Raw genomic sequence first — 16,601 nt, forward strand, 5'->3', positions numbered from 1 at the left:
AAGGGACAAGCATTGATGTCACAGCGATTGTGTTCCCACCACGCAAAGCGCTCTGCCAAGCGGTAGTTGTACTGCTTGCGTAACAAGTCTAGCCATTGGTCCATCAGAGCAACTTGGCTAGAAGTAGGGCGTAAGCGATACTGGTAAGCAGTTCTCATGATGAGGGTATAAAATCCTGCTACGCCGGTCATAGCACCAGTAAGGACGAAGCATCGTGTCCTCGCCTTTTATCCCGACCCTTACCCTGGATAGTGGTGAGTGGATAGTGACCAGCCACTAGTCACTAGTCACTAACAGAAGGCGGGGCTTCCCGCCGGTCTAGCTAACAAAGCCAATCCCCAAAGATCGAAAATGGCCCCCTGGCTGCGCCTCAGCCCCTCCATCTCTCCTGCAGCTTGAGCTCCATCTGCAGATCCCGCGCCGGGACAGGGTCAGCTTCCAGTCTTGCTGCCCATCTCGGCAGCTTGGATCAAGGCCCTGGCTCGCTGTTGATCCAACTTGGCTTGCAAGCGCTCTTGCTTGTCGCTGCTGGTATTCAAAACTTTGCTTGCTTCGTCCAAGAGGGCCTGAGCCGCTGCCTTATCCACTTTTTCACCCCGCTCTGCTCGGTTGACCAGGACGGTTACCTCGTTATTTTCGACTTCTGCAAATCCGCCCATGACCGCAATGGCCAACCACTTTCCATCGGCTTTGACCCGCATAACGCCATTGCCGATGGCGGTCAAGAGGGGGGCGTGCCCGGTGAGAATGCCCAATTGGCCCGAAGTGGCAGGGAGGATCACTTCCTCGCTGGGGGCATCCCAAACCGTGCGGTCGGGGGTAATCACACGAACCATCAGCGTCACGACAGATCTCCTGAGGGCTTGAACACTTTCGCGTCGGCGGTGCGGAGCACCCTGGTTTCGATCCTAGCGGATTAGGATCCCTGCAGCTTTGCCGGGTTCTCCTTTTGTCTCTTCTCTCGAGGCAGCCACACTTAACCTGTGCATAACTTTGCCTTTACCTCAGGCTGGAAGGCAAGCGCTAAGGTGTTGTCGGGAACACTTATCTCTCGCCCCCACCTCAGCATTGACGGCCAGACCATTGCTGTTGGTTTGTAGAAGGGAGCCCAACGACCGGTGCGCCCAGTTTCCCTAGCGGAGCCAGCCTATGCCTGAAGCGATGCCTAGCCATTTTGCTGCCGGCCTGTCCACACGGGAGCGCCAGCTGCTAGAAGACCTCTACCGAAGCCGCAGTTTATCTCCCTACACTCCTGGCCAGGTTATCCCTCTGTTTCCTGAGGAATGGGTGATCGTCTGTCGGGGCGTGGTACAGTTGACCACCCTCTATCCCAATGGCGGTGAGGCGTTGTTGGGGTTTGCCGGCCCCTCCATGCCCCTGGGATCCCCTCTGACGATGCTGGATCCCTACCAAGCTAAGGCTTTGACGGCAGTTGATGTGCTGCGGCTGCCGGCAGCAGAGGTGGAAGCCTCAGAGATCCTGAGTCAAGGGCTGCTCAAGCAGGTGGTGCGTCGGCTGCGCCAAACCGAAGCATTGCTCGCCTTGGCCGGACGGCGGCGGGTAGAGGATCGGCTGCGCCAGTTGCTCTCCCTTTTGGCTGTGGAGCTGGGATCCCCGGTTGCAACAGGGGTGCGCCTGCAAGTGCGCCTTACCCACCAGGACTTGGCCAATGCCATCGGCACTACCCGGGTCACCATTACCCGTCTCCTAAACCGCTTTCGCCAGCAGGGCTGGGTTGCGGTGGACAAAAACCGGCACCTTGTCATCAAACTCGCCCACGCTCCGTAAAACCTTTAGAAACTGAGCAGGATCTGCTCCTAGGGCATGGCTGAAAGCTGGCAGTTTTTGGCTCGTAGTTAACTGCTGGGAGATGGAGCTGACGGGAGTCGAACCCGTGTCCGAGATGGGTACTGAGGGATCACTCATTCACAGGTTTAGCCTCTTTGACCCTCGAGGCGGGGATCGCCGTTTGGATCCCGGCGATGGGAGTTCTCCGCCTGATCTTGGTCTCTCCCTCGACGGAGCCGGAGTAGAGAGCTGCACCCGTTGGGGTTGTGATCCGCCCACTTAACGGGGTCGTGAGCAGATCCTCGAGCTCAGAGTAAGTTTTCGGTTACTGAGCCTTAGGCAGCCAAAGCAGCCGCTTTACGAGCAAAGGGTACGACGTTGTTCGCACGTACTGTTTTGAGCCTGGTGGTAACGGGATAAGCTCAATCCCGACCTGCCTCATGAACCCATGTTCGCCACCCCGTCGAAACCGTTACAGCCCCAGGGTTGACTTGAGTCCAGCATAGCAAGATTTTTGGGGATACGGCCAGAACCTTTGCGAATGTGACAGAAGCTTTGCTAATATGACGAAGCTGCAAACTTGGGTCGGTAGCTCAGCGGTAGAGCACTCGGCTTTTAACCGATTGGCCCAGGGTTCGAATCCCTGCCGACCCATGTCAGTCTTCTTCTTCCAAAATGCGAGGCACCTTGAAGAACATGTCTGCCCGGTCAGGGGCGTTGGCCAGGATCCCTTCGATATCGGGGTAGGGCTCAACTTCATCGGGGCGAGTGGGCAGTTCCATGTCCAGGACATGAAAGGTGGGCTCTACCCCCTCCGTGTCCAGCTCCTTCAGTTGCTCCACATAGGCCAAGATGTCTGTTAGCTGCTCTGTGAACTGGATCTCCTCCTCTTCGGTTAGCTCCAAACGAGCCAAGTGAGCAACATGTTGGACTTCTTCCCGTTGCAGCATCCTCTCCTCCGGCTCGCAGGTTATCGACTTAACTTCAGGTTATCGACTTAACTTAGTCTAGGGTAGTTGAGCGCAACCGTTCGCGTTAGCGGGACGGAGTCCTTCTGCAGGAAGGCTCAGTACACTTCCAGGTTGGCGCGCCCGGTGGTTTTCAGCCAGTTTTGGGCCTCGATGTAGTTGTTGGGCGCAATGCGAATGGCCCGAATCCAGTACTGGGCAGCCTCGTCGAACAGGGACTCTGCTGTTTCCTCATCCCCGGCTTGCAGGCTCAGCTCGCCCTTGTGGTGCAGCAGCACGGCAATGTTGTTCAGAGCAGAGCAAAGTCTTGGGTTCAACTCCAGAGCTTGGTGATAGTACTCCAGAGCCTTGTCCAGTTCGCCGTTGCTCTGGTAGATCAGGCCCATGTTGTAGAGGATGTAGCTGCGGTCTTCTTCCCCTTGCTCCAGGGCAAGGGCTTCTCTGTAGTTTTCTAGGGCCTCGGCATATTCTCCTTCGCTCTGAGCGGCCATGCCATCCCGGTAGTAGGCAAAGGCTTTCTTTTGCTCAGAACTCACCCCTGGCAGCAGCTTCAGGATCAGATCGGCCATGACGGTAAAGGTTTTGTCGATGAAGTTGTCGTTCTTCATGCTGCGCGGCATGGCTGACCTCTTTTAGAACTTAGAACTCAGGATTTCTTTCTTGCGTTGTATCACGCCCAAGGCGGGATCCGAAACACAACTCCATGAGGGCTCTGTCTCAGGCTACGGCAGGGGAACTGCAACGCTGCTGCAACGAGGCTGCGAACGGCTTGGCCAAGGAACTTCCGAGCCTGTTAAGACCGTGTCGAGGAGCGCTTGCTCAGGCGCACAGGATGCCACTGCACGGTTTCGCCGGGGGAAACTTCGATCTCACAGGCGGTGTCGATCAGCCGCTGTGCCTGCGCTTGAGGGGTGGGATAGCGGGCCAGATCTGCATCCACCAGGTGGGGATGCTCCTGCAACAGCCGCACGAGAAACTCCTGCAATTCCTCAGGGCTGAGAAATTGCTCCGGCAAGCCCGGTATCAGCAGCACATAGTGGTTGGCAGCACGCAACAGTTCGGGTTCAGAGTCTGACATGGTGTGCGGTTGGGCATCTTCCTTCCATCATGAACCAACAGGTTGCGCCTCTCTTGATATCCTGAAAAAGACTTTCCTTGCTCTTGTCCTCCGTCTTGTTGGCGTTTGAGATCTGCTTTCCCTATGGCCAAGCCGCGCACCCTTTCTGGCATTCAGCCCTCTGGCGAACTGCATTTGGGCAACTACTTGGGGGCAATTAAAAACTGGGTGGCCGAGCAGGAGCACTACGAGAACTTTTTTTGCATCGTCGATCAACACGCCATCACCGTTCCTCAGGATCCTAAGCTGCTGAGGGAGCGAACCCGTTCGCTGTTTGCCCTTTATTTGGCCTGCGGTCTCAGCCTGGAGCATTGCGTGCTATTCGTCCAGTCCCATGTGCCTGCCCATACGGAGCTGGCCTGGCTGTTCAACACCATCACCCCCATGAACTGGGCGGAGCGCATGATCCAATACAAGGAGAAGAAAGAAAAACAGGGAGAGGAGACCAGCGTTGGCTTGTTCAGCTACCCGATTTTGCAGGCGGCGGATATTTTGCTCTACCAACCCAAGTATGTGCCAGTGGGGGAGGATCAGCGGCAGCATATTGAGCTGTGTCGGGATATTGCCCGCCGCTTCAATGACCGTTTTGGAGAGGTGTTTCTGATCCCAGAGGCCCTGATTCGTCCGGAGGGGGCGCGGGTAATGAGCTTGACCGATGGTACGCGGAAGATGTCCAAGTCGGATCCCTCGGATTTCAGCCGTATCCATCTGCTGGATGACCCGGATACCATCCGCAAGAAGATCCAAAAATGCAAGACCGACCCCATTCGGGGCATTACTTTTGACGATCCGGCTCGTCCCGAAGCCCACAATTTGTTGACGATTTACATGCTCACCTCCGGCAAAAGCAAGGAGGTGGTGGCGGCTGAGTGTGCCGAGATGGGGTGGGGGCAGTTCAAGCCCCTCCTTGCCGACAGCATCATCGCTGCCCTGGAGCCCATTCAGCAGCGCTACCGGGAACTGTGGAGCAACCCCGACCACCTGCTCGTTCTGATTCGGGAGAATGCCGCTAAGGCCCGGGCCATCGCCGAGCAAACGCTACAAAGGGTGAGAGAGGCCATGGGGTTCTTACCCCCCTGAGGGATCCCTGCCCAAGCTTTGATCAGTCGGGGTTGCCATCGCGGATCTCGACGGTGCTGAAGGCGCTCACCAGCCAGTCTAAACCCAGCTCTGAGAGGATCCCTTTCCAGCCCAGGCGCAGGCGCTCCTGCCATTCTTGCCGGTGGTTAATCAAGTACACACAGACCAGAGTGATGCCCACTCCCAGCCATTGCAGCCGCGTCAGCGATTCCCCCAGAAAGGTGCTGCCAAACAGCAGGGCAAAGATGGGGGTGAGGAAGGTCAGGGAGCTGAACTCGGTGAGGTTTTCCTGGGAGGCGAAATAGAAGAAGAGGGCATAGGCCAAGGCGCTCCCCATCACCGAAGCGTAGAGAAGGCCCAGCCAGTGGGTTCCGCTCAGGTGTTGCCATTGCTGAGTCTCCGTCAGTCCCGACAGCAGGATCAAGGGCAGGCTGCCCAACACCATGTGCCAGCCCGTCGCCAGCACCGGATCCGCCACCTCCGCCACCTTGGGCATCATCACGGTGCCGATGGCCATCGACAGGGAGGCCATCAACATCCAAACGACGCCGGCCCCCAACTGCAGGGATCCCTCGCCGGATAGGCCGATGAGGCCAATGCCGAAAACTCCCAGCCCCAGGCTCAGCCAGCCTAGGGATCCCATCCGCTCGCGGTAAAACCAGGTGGCCATCAGAGCCACCGCCAGCGGCTGCGAGTCAATGAGCACGGATCCCAGGCCCGCCCCTGTCTCTTTCAGCCCTTGGGCCAAAAATCCCTGAAAACATGTGCCATCCACCAGCGCAAACGCCAACACCCATAGCCAGCCGCGCAGCCCTCTGGGATGCCAGGCGTGAGACGCAGAACCCCGCCCCTGCCAGAGCCGAAAGGCAAGAACCAGGATCCCTGCCGGCAGCAACCGCAGAATGGCAATGAAGAGGGGGGTGGTCTCGGAGAGGGCATCTCGCATCACCACCATCGCCGAGCCCCACAGGAAAAAGGGGGCAATCATCAGGAGGCGTTGCCAGATAGGCTGAAAGAACAGGTCAGACTGAGCCATAGGTGCTTCAAACTTGGAGACGGAAGTTAACCCCATGTTAAGCGCTGGGGCAGCTCAGTTACAAATCTTAACTGTTGATGCATGTTATGCCTGGCATGGGATCCCTGGAGGGCTTTCTCAACCTGGACAAGCCGGCGGGGCTCACCTCCCACGACTGTGTGGCGGCGGTGCGGCAGGTCTTGCGCACCCGCAAGGTGGGGCATGGGGGCACCTTGGATCCGGCGGCAACGGGGGTTTTGCCGATTGCGGTGGGACGGGCAACACGCTTTTTGTCGTTTTTGTCGGGGGATAAGGTGTATCAAGCAACCTTCCGATTGGGACAGCGCAGCGACACCGACGATGCCGAAGGGCAGATCCGGGTGGGATCCCCTTGTCCTGGGTTGAGTCGCGAGCAGGTAGAGCAGTGCTTGCGGGAGTTTACCGGCGAGATCTGGCAGGTGCCGCCCCTCTACAGCGCCCTTAAGCGCCAGGGGAAAAAGCTCTACCAGTTGGCCCGGGCCGGCGTGGAGGCTGCGGAACTCCAGTTGGAACCCCGACGGGTGGTCATTCGGCAACTGCGCATCCTGGGCTGGCGAGCCGGAGACTTTCCGGAAGTGGATCTAGAAATTGCCTGTGGCCCCGGCACCTACATTCGTGCCCTTGCCCGCGATGTGGGGGAAAAATTGGGCTGTGGAGGGCTGATGAGCCGGCTGCGACGGCTGCAAAGTGGCCCCTTTCGCATCGCAGAAAGCCTGCCCCTGGAGAAATGGCAGGGATCCGCGGATCCCGCTGCCGCCCTGTTGCCCATTGAGTGGGGATTTGCCGATTGGGAGGCAGTAGAACTCTCTTCCGCCAAAGCGAAGCAGTGGCTGCAAGGTCAGGCCATTCCCCTCGACCGGCCCATTATCGGTGCCCCTACTTTGCGGGTGCTGGATGAGGAGGGCAAGTTTTTGGGCTTGGGGTACGGTCAGGCAGGCCAGCTCAAGCCGCTGCGGGTGTTGCCGCCGGATCCCTAGAGTGTTGCAGAAAGGTTACATTTTTGTAACAACATTGGCCATTGTCTCAGAGGGAAGTGGGAAAGAAACCCCCGCATGCTAAACTTCTGAGGGCGAAGGGGAGCCTGAAGCGTCGCCGTTGCCGGGCTCTGGTTCAATTCTCCAGGGCTGACCTTTGGATGTTGTCTGGCAAAATCTCTTCTCATTTTTTCATCTCAAGCTACTTTACAAAATAAAGTCACAAGAATGGAGCTGGGGATATGCGGGATGCTGTAACCACGCTGATCAAAACCTACGACCTGACGGGCCGCTACTTGGATCGGGAGGCAATGGATGCGCTCAAGGCTTTTTATGACTCGGGGCTGCGGCGCATCAAGGCCGTGAACGTGATCAATCTCAACTCAGTGGATATCGTCAAAACGGCTGCTGCGGCCATGTTCGCCCAGGTGCCAGATCTCATTCGTCCGGGAGGCAACGCCTACACCACCCGCCGCTATGCCACCTGTTTGCGGGATATGGACTACTTCTTGCGCTACGCTTCCTACGCGCTGGTGGCTGCCGACAACAGCATTTTGGATGAGCGAGTCTTGGCCGGCTTACGGGAGACCTACAACTCCCTCGGTGTGCCCATCGCCCCGACGGTGATTGGCATTCAAAACATGAAAACCCGCACCCTGGAGCTGCTTGGCTCTGGCGAAGACTACAGCTTTGTGGCCGAGCCCTTCGATTACCTGAGCGCTAAGCTGAGCGAAACCGATATCTAAACCGATATCTAAGCGCCTGCTCTTATTCGTCGGCATAGGGGTTTGGCGGCACCGGTATCGGCTCCACCTGCTCGGCAGCGATTACCAACTGAGATTGGCCATCCCGCTGCTCCACGGCCATGCGCCCCTCCAGACGCAGCCAACTGTCGGCAGTTAACTGCTCTGCCTCTGGCCAGCGCACCGGCAAGCCCACAGGGTAAGCATCGGCAGCACAGCAGCTAACCAAAAACCGGGCAATAACAAAGTGGTCGGGTCGCTCGTCGGGAATGACGAACCCCTGCACCCGCACCGGCTGGTTCTCATAGGTGTAGGGATCCGGGTAAACATCCAAGGTGCGCACCCAGTCCAGCAGAGTACGCTGACGCGGGTCGAGCTTGGGGCGAAAAGCCTGCGGCTGGCTACGAGATGCTCCCAGATAGGGAGATACCCCTCGGTTGAGGGCAGTTTGGCTGGAGAGCGGGCGTGGCTCGACCCAAAACCCCAGCAGTGCTGTCAGGATCAACAGTCCTGCGCCCAGCCGCGGCCCCAATAGTGAGGCATGGACTTCAGAAGAGGCAACTTTGGCTCCTCGCCAACGGCCAATCCCCAAGCCCAACAGACATAGCCCGGCCAACAACGCCACATTCACATAGCCGGGATTGATCAACATCAGCAGGGTGCCCCGCCAGCGATAGACGATCAGCAGGATCCCTAGCAACATCAACCCAACCGCCTCCCAGTAGGCTGTATTGCCCCACCGCAACGGTTTGGACTCCGTCCCGCTGACGCGACCGACAGGCCGAGACATACCCTTGGTTTTCGCGTGCGGTTCCTCTGGATTTTGTTTTTCTCGAAGACGACCAGAACTGCTTTTGGGCATGGGTTGCAGCTTTTTCACACCACTCCGAGCCTAAGTTTAGCAATCCTCGCGGAAGTGCCCACTGCCGGCGTTGGGGAATGCCTGTGCTGCCAATTTCCCAGTCACAGGTATCGGGTTGCCCGAATAAGGCAAGGACTCCGTCCCCCTAACGCGAACAGCAAAACATTTCGTTTGGCTCACGTTCTTTGATTGCCGTCTTTACAGCTTCAGGGATCCCATCATCAATTCAACAAATCCAGCCACAGATAACCTCACATTGATATCCCATTGATAACGGACTTTAGCGTGATGGACAGGGTTGTAGGCGGGTGTATAAAGCCTAGGGAGTTGCTGCAATTTTGGCGGTCTGCTCTACAGTGGGATAGACGCAACTGAGATAGCACACGCGAATGTTGGCAAGGATACCTAGCTGGCTGCGGGGCGTGAGCTACGCCATCTATGGTTTTCTCTACCTGCCAATTCTGCTTATTGCGGTCTATTCCTTTAACCGCGCCCGCTTTGGGCTGGTATGGACGGGCTTTACCTTCGATTGGTACTTGGCTCTCTTTCGGAATGCCTCGATCTGGCAGGCGACGCAGAACACCCTCGTCTTGGCCGTGGTCAGCACCCTGGTCAGCACGCTGCTGGGATCCCTGCTGGGCTATGGGCTGTATCGCTATCGCTTCCCCGGTAAAAAGATCCTGCAGGGGCTGATGCTGTTGCCGGTGATCGTCCCCGATATTGTGATGGCCATCGCGCTGCTGCTGTTCTACCAGTTTGTGCGCTTTTACACGGGCCTCTTTGAGCTGGGCTTGGGGACGATGATCTTGGCCCACATTACGTTTCAGATTGCTTTTGTGGCTATTGTGGTGCGCAGCCGTCTCCAACTTTTGGATCCCGCCCTGGAAGAAGCAGCCTATGACCTCTATGCAAACACCTGGCAAAAGCTACGCTATGTCACCTTGCCCTTGGTCATGCCAGGGATCCAAGCTGCCGCTTTGCTGGCTTTTACCCTTTCGATAGATGATTTTGTCATCTCCTTTTTTACCAGTGGGCCGGAGAGCCTGACCTTGCCAATTTTGATCTACAGCACGGCGCGACGAGGAGTTACCCCGGAAATCAATGCCCTCTCCACCTTGATCATTCTGGTTACCTTGATCTTGGTCGTGGGCTTCCCCCTGCGGAGTGCTCCGCACCGCTGACGCGAACAGCCGCTCCCGCCTGGGATCCCGCTAGCCGTTCTCGACAGTTCCCCCTCTCCCCCTGAGAGAGGTTGGAGATGAGGGCCTAAGCCTAAGTGTTGAAGTAGCGGGCTGCCGGATGGTAAGCAACGATGGCGGTGGTGGACTGTTCCGGATCCAATTGATCGCTTTCGTCCATGGTGAGGCCAATGCGCTCGGCCTGGAGCACCTGCAGCAGAACCCGTTGGTCGGCGATGTTGGGGCAGGCGGGATAGCCGAAGCTGTAGCGGGATCCCCGATAGCCCTGGTGCAGGATCTTGCGGATGTCGGGGCTATCTTCGTGGCCGAACCCCAGCTCCCGCCGGATGCGGGCATGGCACCATTCCGCCAGGGCTTCCGCCAGGGTCACGGTCAGGCCGTGGAAATACAGGTAGTCGGTGTACTGGCCTTCGGCAAAGAGGCGCTGGGCATAGGCGGTGGCCTCTGGGCCCACCGTAACCGCCTGCATGGGGAAGACATCTACTAGGCCAGTGGAGCGATCGGCAAAGAAGTCGGCGATACAGTAGCGGTGGCCGCTCTTTTGGCGGGGGAAGGTGAAGCGGGCCAGCTCCCGCACCTGGGGAGAAAGCTGGGGCCGCTCGACCGTCGGCAGTTGGAAGTAGGTGGTGGAGTCGGGCTCCAGGGCAAACAGCTCCGGGAAGCTGGCCGGGTCGAACAGGATTAGAGTATTTCCTTCCGCCTGGGCCGGGAAATAGCCGTAGACAATCTGGGGGTGCAGCAGATCTTCTGCCAGGATCCGCTCTTTCCAGCGCTCGATCACCGGCTCCACCTGGGTGGCGATAAACTCGGCAAACTCCTCTGCCGACTGGTCGCGGGGCTTGCGAATCTGCCACTGGCCGGCTACCAGGGCCTGCTTGTCGATGTAGAAGAAGACCTCTGGCCAGGGGATCTGATCCGAGGCGAGAAGTTTGGATCCCCAGAAAGGCGGGATGGGTCGCTCGGTCTCCAGGGCAACGGCTTCAGAGCGGCGGGTGTCTTGGGACTCGGAGAGGGTGAGGGCGGGAGCAGCTCCCACGGTGGTCTCCGCAGGGGGCAGGCTGGGATCCGTTTCCTCTGGAACCCAAGAAGCCTCTTTCTGGCCATTGGCAGAGGGGGATCCCTGCTCCAAGTCATCCAGAAAACCCAGCCGGTCGTCCCAGCGTCCGGCAGCTTTGGCCTGCATCAGCCGATCCATAAAGTGGAGATCGACGAAGGCGTCGCGGCCATAGATCACCTGGCCTTTGTAGGTCTTGCGGCAGTCTTCTTCCACAAAGCGGCGGGTGAGGGCAGCCCCTCCCAAAATGACGGGAACCGTGATGCCCCGCTCGTTAAACACCTCCAAGTTCTCCTTCATAAAGGCGGTGGATTTTACCAACAGGCCGCTCATGGCAATGCAGTCGGCCTTGCTCTTTTCATAGGCTTCGATGATGTTTTCCACCGGCTGCTTGATGCCCAAGTTAATTACCCTGTAGCCGTTGTTGGTGAGGATGATGTCCACCAAGTTTTTGCCAATATCGTGGACATCCCCCTTGACGGTGGCAATCAAAAGAGTGCCTTTGCACACTTCCCCTCCCACCTTTTCCATGAAGGGCTCCAGGTATTTCACCGCCGCTTTCATGGTTTCTGCCGACTGCAGCACAAAGGGCAGTTGCATCTTGCCGGCACCGAACAGCTCCCCCACCTCTTTCATGCCATCCAGCAAAAAGGTGTTGATGATCTCCAGGGGAGGATATTTCTGCAGTGCCTCCGCCAAGGTTTCTTCCAGGCCAATCCGCTCGCCGTCGATGATGTGCCGCCGCAGCCGCTCCTCCAGAGGCAGCGTGGCCAGGGATCTGGCTGCCCGCAGCTCTTGGCTGGAAACGCCCGCAAACAGCTCCGTCAGCCGCGCCAGAGGATCGTAGGTGCAAATGCCCGAGGACTCCGTCCCGCTAACGCGAACGGCGTTAAACTGCCGCCGATCCCAGATCAGATCCCGACACACCTGCTGCTGCTCTTCGGGGATCTTGTTCAGGGGCAGGATCTTGGCGGCGCTGACGATAGCGGCATCCAGGCCGGCCTCGCGGCACTCGTGCAAAAACACCGAGTTCAACACCACGCGGGCTGCCGGCGAGAGCCCAAAGGAGATGTTGGAAATGCCCAAGAGAATGTGGGTCTCCGGGAAAGCCTGGCGGATACGGCGGATGGCCTCCAGGGTGGCTGCCCCGTTGCTACGGTCTTCCTCGATGCCGGTGGAAATGGGCAAGGCCAAAGGGTCAAAGAAAATCTCGTAGGGCGGGATCCCGTACTCAACCGCCTGGCGATAGGCCCGCTCGGCAATCTGGAACTTCTTGTCGGCGGTGCGGGCCATGCCCTCTTCGTCGATGGTGCCGATGACCACCCCGGCGCCGTAGGTTTTGGCCAGCTCCAGCACCTTTAGGAAACGTTCTTCCCCATCCTCGTAGTTGGTGGAGTTGAGCAGGCACTTGCCCCCCGCCACCTTGAGGCCCGCTTCCATCTTTTGCCAATCGGTAGAATCCAGCATCAGGGGGATTTGGATTTGGGTAACCAGCCGGGACACCAGCTCCCGCATATCCCGCACCCCATCCCGGCCCACATAGTCCACATTCACGTCCAGGATGTGGGCTCCCTCCCGCACCTGCTCGCGGGCCAGGGCCACCAGGCCATCCCAGTCTTCGGCGTTGAGCAGCTCCCGCATCTTTTTGGAGCCGCTGGCATTCAGCCGCTCGCCGATGATCAAAAAAGAGTTCTCCTGCAGGTAGGGCTGGGGCGTGTAGATCGAGGCAGCAGCGGGAATGCGCTCGACGGAGCGGCGTTTAGGCCGCAGCCCCTGCACAGCTTCCACCAAGGCGGCAATGTGCTCGGGACGGGTGCCGCAACACCCTCCCACCACCGCTACCCCCAGATCCCGCACAAAATGCTCCAGGTGGAAGCGCAACTGCTCCGGGGTGAGCTTGTAGTGGGCTTTGCCGCCGATGTTTTCCGGCAGGCCGGCGTTGGGGATGCAGGAGATGGGGAAAGGAGAATGGCGGGACAGATAGCGGATGTGTTCGACCATCTTGTCTGGGCCAGTGGCACAGTTGAGGCCCAGCACATCGATGGGATAGGGCTCCAGGATGGCCAGGGCCGCCCCGATCTCCGTGCCCACCAGCATTGTCCCCTGCACCTCAAAGGTCAGGGACACCACCACCGGCAGGCGGATCCCGCGTCGGGCAAACTCCTGCTGCACGGCCACCAGGGCCGCCTTGGTCTGCAAAATGTCCTGGCAGGTCTCGATGATCAGCAGATCCGCCCCACCGTCAACTAGCCCCTGCACCTGCTCCTCGTAGGCAGCCCGCATCTCATCAAAGCTGATGTGCCCCAGGGTGGGCAGCTTGGTGGTGGGGCCAATGGAGCCGGCCACAAAACGGGGCTTTTCCGGCGTCGCAAACTCGGCTGCTACCCGCTTGGCCAGTCGCGCCGCCGCCACGTTCAGCTCGTAGGCTTTTTCCGGGATCCCATATTCGGCCAAAACGATGGAGGTAGCCCCAAAGGTATTGGTCTCAACAACGTCGGCCCCCACTTCCAGAAAGCCGCGGTGTACCCGCTCCACCGCCTCCGGCTTGGTCAGCACCAGCATCTCATTGCAGCCCTCCAGTTCCGGCCCACCAAAATCCGCTGCGGTCAGGTTCTGGGCCTGGAGGGAGGATCCCATCGCCCCATCAAAGACAATCACACGTTCCTGGAGATGCTGCAGGAAGGGATGGGTCATAGAAGTCAAAGTCAGGCAGGGTGTCATCGACCTAGAGTCTGATTTAAGTTAGCATCGAGCCATTTGCTCGGACTAGGCCGAGGGGCCAGGGATCCCATCTTGGCCATTGTTGAGGTGAATTTAACATTTTCTTTGCCTGCCCCGTTGCTGTTTCCCCCAGGTCGGGCTAATTTAGGGAAGACGTTTTGGTGTGAACGGCTACAGTTGCTCGCAAGTGTTCCTCCCAGGGTCACTTGCCGCCTGCTGTAGAGCGATCTTCTCCTCGCAGGTTGGAGTGGTTGAGGTGCTGAATGTTCCGTCCCCTTGGTAAAGTGCCTCGCACTCCGTCGCAGGATCGACGAAGAGAAAGATCCACCTTTCGCCACCTCGAGAGGCCCCGTCCATCAAGACGAGTCTTGCGCCAGTTCAGTTGAGCTCCATGAGCGATATCTGCTTCCAGATTGACCCGAGCAATCGGTTATTCAGAAGCGGGCAGGCTGGCCTAGGGCAAGTCAGGCTTTGGCTTGCGGATATCGGCTCCCTCACTCTGGCGTTGTGGGATGCAGCAGAGCTGCAACTTGCTCCTCTCCCTTTGGCGTCTAAGCTCCCTTAGTCACCTTTAGTTGTCTGTGATTAGGATCACGAGGAACTCAGCATGGCTCAAGCAAAGGAATTGGTGAAATCGGGTAAAACAGCTCTTCTCGAACCGGATCTGGAAAATCCACCTTCTGGCGCCCTGGAGTTGGACACGGAGACAGATACCCTCGAGAGCGAACTGGATACCGGTGACACTGATGCTTTTGATGAGGATGACGACGACGAAGAGGCAGCAGAGGAGGATGGAGAGACTGCCGCCGCCGGTGCCAAAGGTCGCTCAAAGCGCAAGGCGGCCAGTAAGAAAAAGCCCTACACCGATGACTCTATCCGGGTCTATTTGCAAGAAATTGGGCGTATCCGGCTGCTGCGGGCCGATGAAGAAATCGAGCTGGCCCGAAAAATTGCCGATCTGCTGGAGCTAGAGCGCGCTCGCGAGGCCGTTTTTCGGCGTATGGGCCTCTGGTCAGACCCAGAAGAGGTGCCGGACACCCTCTGGGCAGAGGAGGTCAAGATGTCCTTGCCGGAATTTCGGCGGCGGTTGCATCGGGGGCGGCGGGCCAAAGAAAAGATGGTGCAGTCTAATCTGCGTTTGGTGGTGTCCATCGCCAAAAAGTACATGAACCGGGGCCTGTCTTTTCAGGATTTGATTCAGGAGGGATCCCTGGGCCTGATTCGGGCAGCCGAGAAATTCGACCACGAGAAGGGCTACAAGTTCTCCACCTACGCCACCTGGTGGATTCGACAGGCCATCACCCGTGCCATTGCCGACCAATCCCGCACCATTCGCCTGCCCGTCCACCTCTACGAGACGATCTCCCGCATCAAAAAGGTGACCAAGTTGCTTTCCCAGGAATTGGGCCGCAAGCCCACCGAAGAGGAGATCGCCACCCGCATGGAGATCACCATCGAGAAGTTGCGCTTTATCGCCAAGTCGGCCCAGCTTCCCATCTCTTTGGAAACCCCCATCGGCAAGGAAGAGGATTCTCGGCTGGGAGACTTTATCGAGTCGGATGGGGAGACGCCGGAGGATCGGGTGGCCAAAGTCTTGCTCAGAGAAGATCTGGAAAGCGTTTTGGAAACCCTCACCGCCCGCGAACGGGATGTGTTGAAGTTGCGCTACGGCTTGGATGATGGCCGCATGAAAACTCTGGAGGAAATCGGCCAGATCTTTAATGTCACCCGTGAGCGAATCCGGCAGATCGAGGCTAAGGCTCTGCGCAAGCTGCGCCACCCCAACCGCAACAGCGTGTTGAAGGAATACATCCGGTGACTCTGGGGCCCATTCCTTCTAGCTCTCAGGGAGAGCCGGGGCAAGGGATCCAAGAGAGTTCCCGGCCCCCTAGGACAGACTGAGTTGGAACTGCCAACCCGCGCGATGGAGGATCTTCAGCATGAACTCGAACCAGACTCCGCGGATCCCAGTCTTTCTGAAAAAGCAGCCCTCTTTCTGGTGTTGGCCGCGGTGGGCGCCATCGGAGCTTTGGTGGCCAAGCTCACCATTGCCAAGCTCACCATTGTGGTGGGGCGCACCGTTCGCAAGGATTCCTATTTTCTCTCCCAGAGGGCTGGATTGGCGGATCCCTTTACACAGACTCAAGGACTGAGCGATTGCGGCGCTTCTGGGCAGCCTTGACTTTCTACACGGCCCTGCCTCTGGGGTGGGTCGGAGACTTGCCGTTTGAGGGCATTGCCGCCTGGCTGCCAGGGGTAGGTGTGTTGCTGGGCGGGATCCTCTCCTTGGCTGGGATCCTGCTGCAGATTTTCCCCAATCCGGTGCGGGCCGCTTTGCTCTTGGCCCTGTGGGTTCTCTTGACCGGTGGGCTGCACCTGGACGGGGTGGCCGATACTGCCGATGGCTTGGCGATCAATGTCCACAAGAATCCTTACAAAGGGGATCCGGAACGGTCAACTGAGGATGGGCAAAAATCTGACTTGCAGGGATCCCGTCGCCGTCTGCAGGTGATGAGCGATAGCCACACCGGGGCCTATGGGGTACTGGCCTTGGTGCTGCTGCTGCTGCTGAAATTTGCTGCCCTGAGCAGCGTTCGAGCTTGGCCCCTCTTGCTGCTGGTGCCCGCCTGGGGGCGTTGGGGCCAGTTGCTCGCCATTGCCCTGTACCCCTATCTGCGAGAGCAGGGATCCGCCCGCTTCCTCAAAGACTCCACTTCCCTGCCGGGATCCCTGTGGCCGGGCACTCTGCTTGTGCTGGCCATCACCGGGGGGTTGGGCTGGGCTGGGATCTTGGCTTGGCCCCCTTTGCTGCTCTGGACGCTGGGATCCGCCCTGGGGGCTTGGGCCGTGGGCTACTGGATCTACCGCCAGTTGGGAGGACACACGGGCGATACCTACGGAGCTACGGTGGAATGGTCAGAAGCGATAGCATTGCTGTGGGGATCCCTTATTGGGCCATCATGAATCTGATACATTTACGCTGAACACTGCTGAACATCACTGTTCAACTATGCAGCGATAGCATTCTGTTTGTTTCCAAA

General features: G+C 58.4%; 16 protein-coding genes, 1 tRNA gene and 1 other RNA gene. 9 read left to right on the forward strand and 9 right to left on the reverse strand.

All coding sequences use genetic code 11. The features are described from left to right. Both NW834_RS10220 and atpC read right to left on the reverse strand, forming a co-directional pair. The coding region (locus NW834_RS10220; RefSeq protein ID WP_414426299.1) for a helix-turn-helix domain-containing protein at positions 1-191 on the reverse strand (191 nt) is incomplete at its 3' end. Positions 192-431: 240 nt separating this feature from the next. After that, positions 432-845, reverse strand: coding sequence for an ATP synthase F1 subunit epsilon (gene atpC, locus NW834_RS10225; protein WP_011433800.1), 414 nt, complete (start codon positions 843-845; stop codon positions 432-434). Between the two features lie 304 nt (positions 846-1,149). Here atpC and NW834_RS10230 point away from each other — a divergent pair, with 304 nt between their 5' ends. After that, complete coding sequence (locus tag NW834_RS10230; RefSeq protein ID WP_011433798.1) at positions 1,150-1,788, forward strand: Crp/Fnr family transcriptional regulator; 639 nt, start codon at positions 1,150-1,152, stop codon at positions 1,786-1,788. 80 nt (positions 1,789-1,868) lie between these two features. Here NW834_RS10230 and ssrA read toward each other — a convergent pair. After that, positions 1,869-2,270, reverse strand: a transfer-messenger RNA (tmRNA) gene (gene ssrA, locus NW834_RS10235). 100 nt (positions 2,271-2,370) lie between these two features. Between ssrA and NW834_RS10240 the strand changes: the two genes are divergently transcribed. Further along, positions 2,371-2,442: transfer RNA gene (locus NW834_RS10240), tRNA-Lys, on the forward strand. A gap of 2 nt (positions 2,443-2,444) precedes the next feature. On the opposite strand, the gene gatC is transcribed toward NW834_RS10240, so the two are convergent. The 3 genes from gatC to NW834_RS10255 all read right to left on the reverse strand — a co-directional run bounded on the left by gatC (position 2,445) and on the right by NW834_RS10255 (position 3,834). Further along, positions 2,445-2,738: an Asp-tRNA(Asn)/Glu-tRNA(Gln) amidotransferase subunit GatC gene (gene gatC, locus NW834_RS10245; protein ID WP_414330390.1), complete on the reverse strand. Its 294-nt coding sequence runs from the start codon at positions 2,736-2,738 to the stop codon at positions 2,445-2,447. Between the two features lie 116 nt (positions 2,739-2,854). Continuing rightward, complete coding sequence (locus NW834_RS10250) at positions 2,855-3,376, reverse strand: photosystem I assembly protein Ycf3 (protein WP_414388507.1); 522 nt, start codon at positions 3,374-3,376, stop codon at positions 2,855-2,857. A 173-nt stretch (positions 3,377-3,549) separates the two neighbouring features. Beyond that, on the reverse strand, positions 3,550-3,834 hold the full coding sequence (locus tag NW834_RS10255) for a chlororespiratory reduction protein 7 (RefSeq protein ID WP_414375195.1): 285 nt from the start codon (positions 3,832-3,834) through the stop codon (positions 3,550-3,552). A gap of 123 nt (positions 3,835-3,957) precedes the next feature. Between NW834_RS10255 and trpS the strand changes: the two genes are divergently transcribed. Beyond that, positions 3,958-4,953: a tryptophan--tRNA ligase gene (gene trpS / locus NW834_RS10260; RefSeq protein ID WP_414331708.1), complete on the forward strand. Its 996-nt coding sequence runs from the start codon at positions 3,958-3,960 to the stop codon at positions 4,951-4,953. Positions 4,954-4,975: 22 nt separating this feature from the next. Here trpS and NW834_RS10265 read toward each other — a convergent pair whose 3' ends face one another. After that, positions 4,976-5,989: a DMT family transporter gene (locus tag NW834_RS10265; protein ID WP_414419773.1), complete on the reverse strand. Its 1,014-nt coding sequence runs from the start codon at positions 5,987-5,989 to the stop codon at positions 4,976-4,978. Between the two features lie 95 nt (positions 5,990-6,084). Between NW834_RS10265 and truB the strand changes: the two genes are divergently transcribed. Both truB and apcB read left to right on the forward strand, forming a co-directional pair. After that, positions 6,085-6,984, forward strand: a complete 900-nt coding sequence (gene truB / locus NW834_RS10270; RefSeq protein WP_414419777.1) for a tRNA pseudouridine(55) synthase TruB — start codon at positions 6,085-6,087, stop codon at positions 6,982-6,984. A gap of 239 nt (positions 6,985-7,223) precedes the next feature. Then, positions 7,224-7,727, forward strand: coding sequence for an allophycocyanin subunit beta (gene apcB / locus NW834_RS10275; protein ID WP_011433791.1), 504 nt, complete (start codon positions 7,224-7,226; stop codon positions 7,725-7,727). 22 nt (positions 7,728-7,749) lie between these two features. Here the strand turns inward: apcB and NW834_RS10280 are convergent, their stop codons facing one another. After that, a complete protein-coding gene (locus NW834_RS10280; RefSeq protein WP_414350800.1) occupies positions 7,750-8,514 on the reverse strand; it encodes a TIGR03943 family putative permease subunit in 765 nt (254 codons plus the stop codon). 494 nt (positions 8,515-9,008) lie between these two features. Here NW834_RS10280 and NW834_RS10285 point away from each other — a divergent pair, with 494 nt between their 5' ends. After that, entirely contained in the window at positions 9,009-9,767 is a 759-nt protein-coding gene (locus NW834_RS10285; RefSeq protein WP_414419774.1) for an ABC transporter permease, read from the forward strand. 91 nt (positions 9,768-9,858) lie between these two features. Here NW834_RS10285 and metH read toward each other — a convergent pair whose 3' ends face one another. After that, on the reverse strand, positions 9,859-13,533 hold the full coding sequence (gene metH, locus NW834_RS10290; RefSeq protein WP_414419775.1) for a methionine synthase: 3,675 nt from the start codon (positions 13,531-13,533) through the stop codon (positions 9,859-9,861). A gap of 634 nt (positions 13,534-14,167) precedes the next feature. On the opposite strand from metH, the gene rpoD reads away from it, so the two are divergent. From rpoD to NW834_RS10305, 3 genes are all read left to right on the forward strand, one after another. Continuing rightward, positions 14,168-15,379, forward strand: a complete 1,212-nt coding sequence (rpoD, locus tag NW834_RS10295) for an RNA polymerase sigma factor RpoD (RefSeq protein WP_414412881.1) — start codon at positions 14,168-14,170, stop codon at positions 15,377-15,379. Positions 15,380-15,463: 84 nt separating this feature from the next. Beyond that, entirely contained in the window at positions 15,464-15,742 is a 279-nt protein-coding gene (locus NW834_RS10300; protein ID WP_414416938.1) for a hypothetical protein, read from the forward strand. After that, complete coding sequence (locus NW834_RS10305; RefSeq protein ID WP_011433784.1) at positions 15,718-16,524, forward strand: adenosylcobinamide-GDP ribazoletransferase; 807 nt, start codon at positions 15,718-15,720, stop codon at positions 16,522-16,524. Before NW834_RS10300 ends, NW834_RS10305 begins: the two co-directional genes overlap by 25 nt. The last annotated feature ends 77 nt before the right edge of the window (positions 16,525-16,601 follow it).

The sequence above is a fragment of the Synechococcus sp. R60.1 genome, assembly GCF_047461835.1.
In the GTDB taxonomy this organism is placed as follows: Bacteria; Cyanobacteriota; Cyanobacteriia; order Thermostichales; family Thermostichaceae; genus Thermostichus.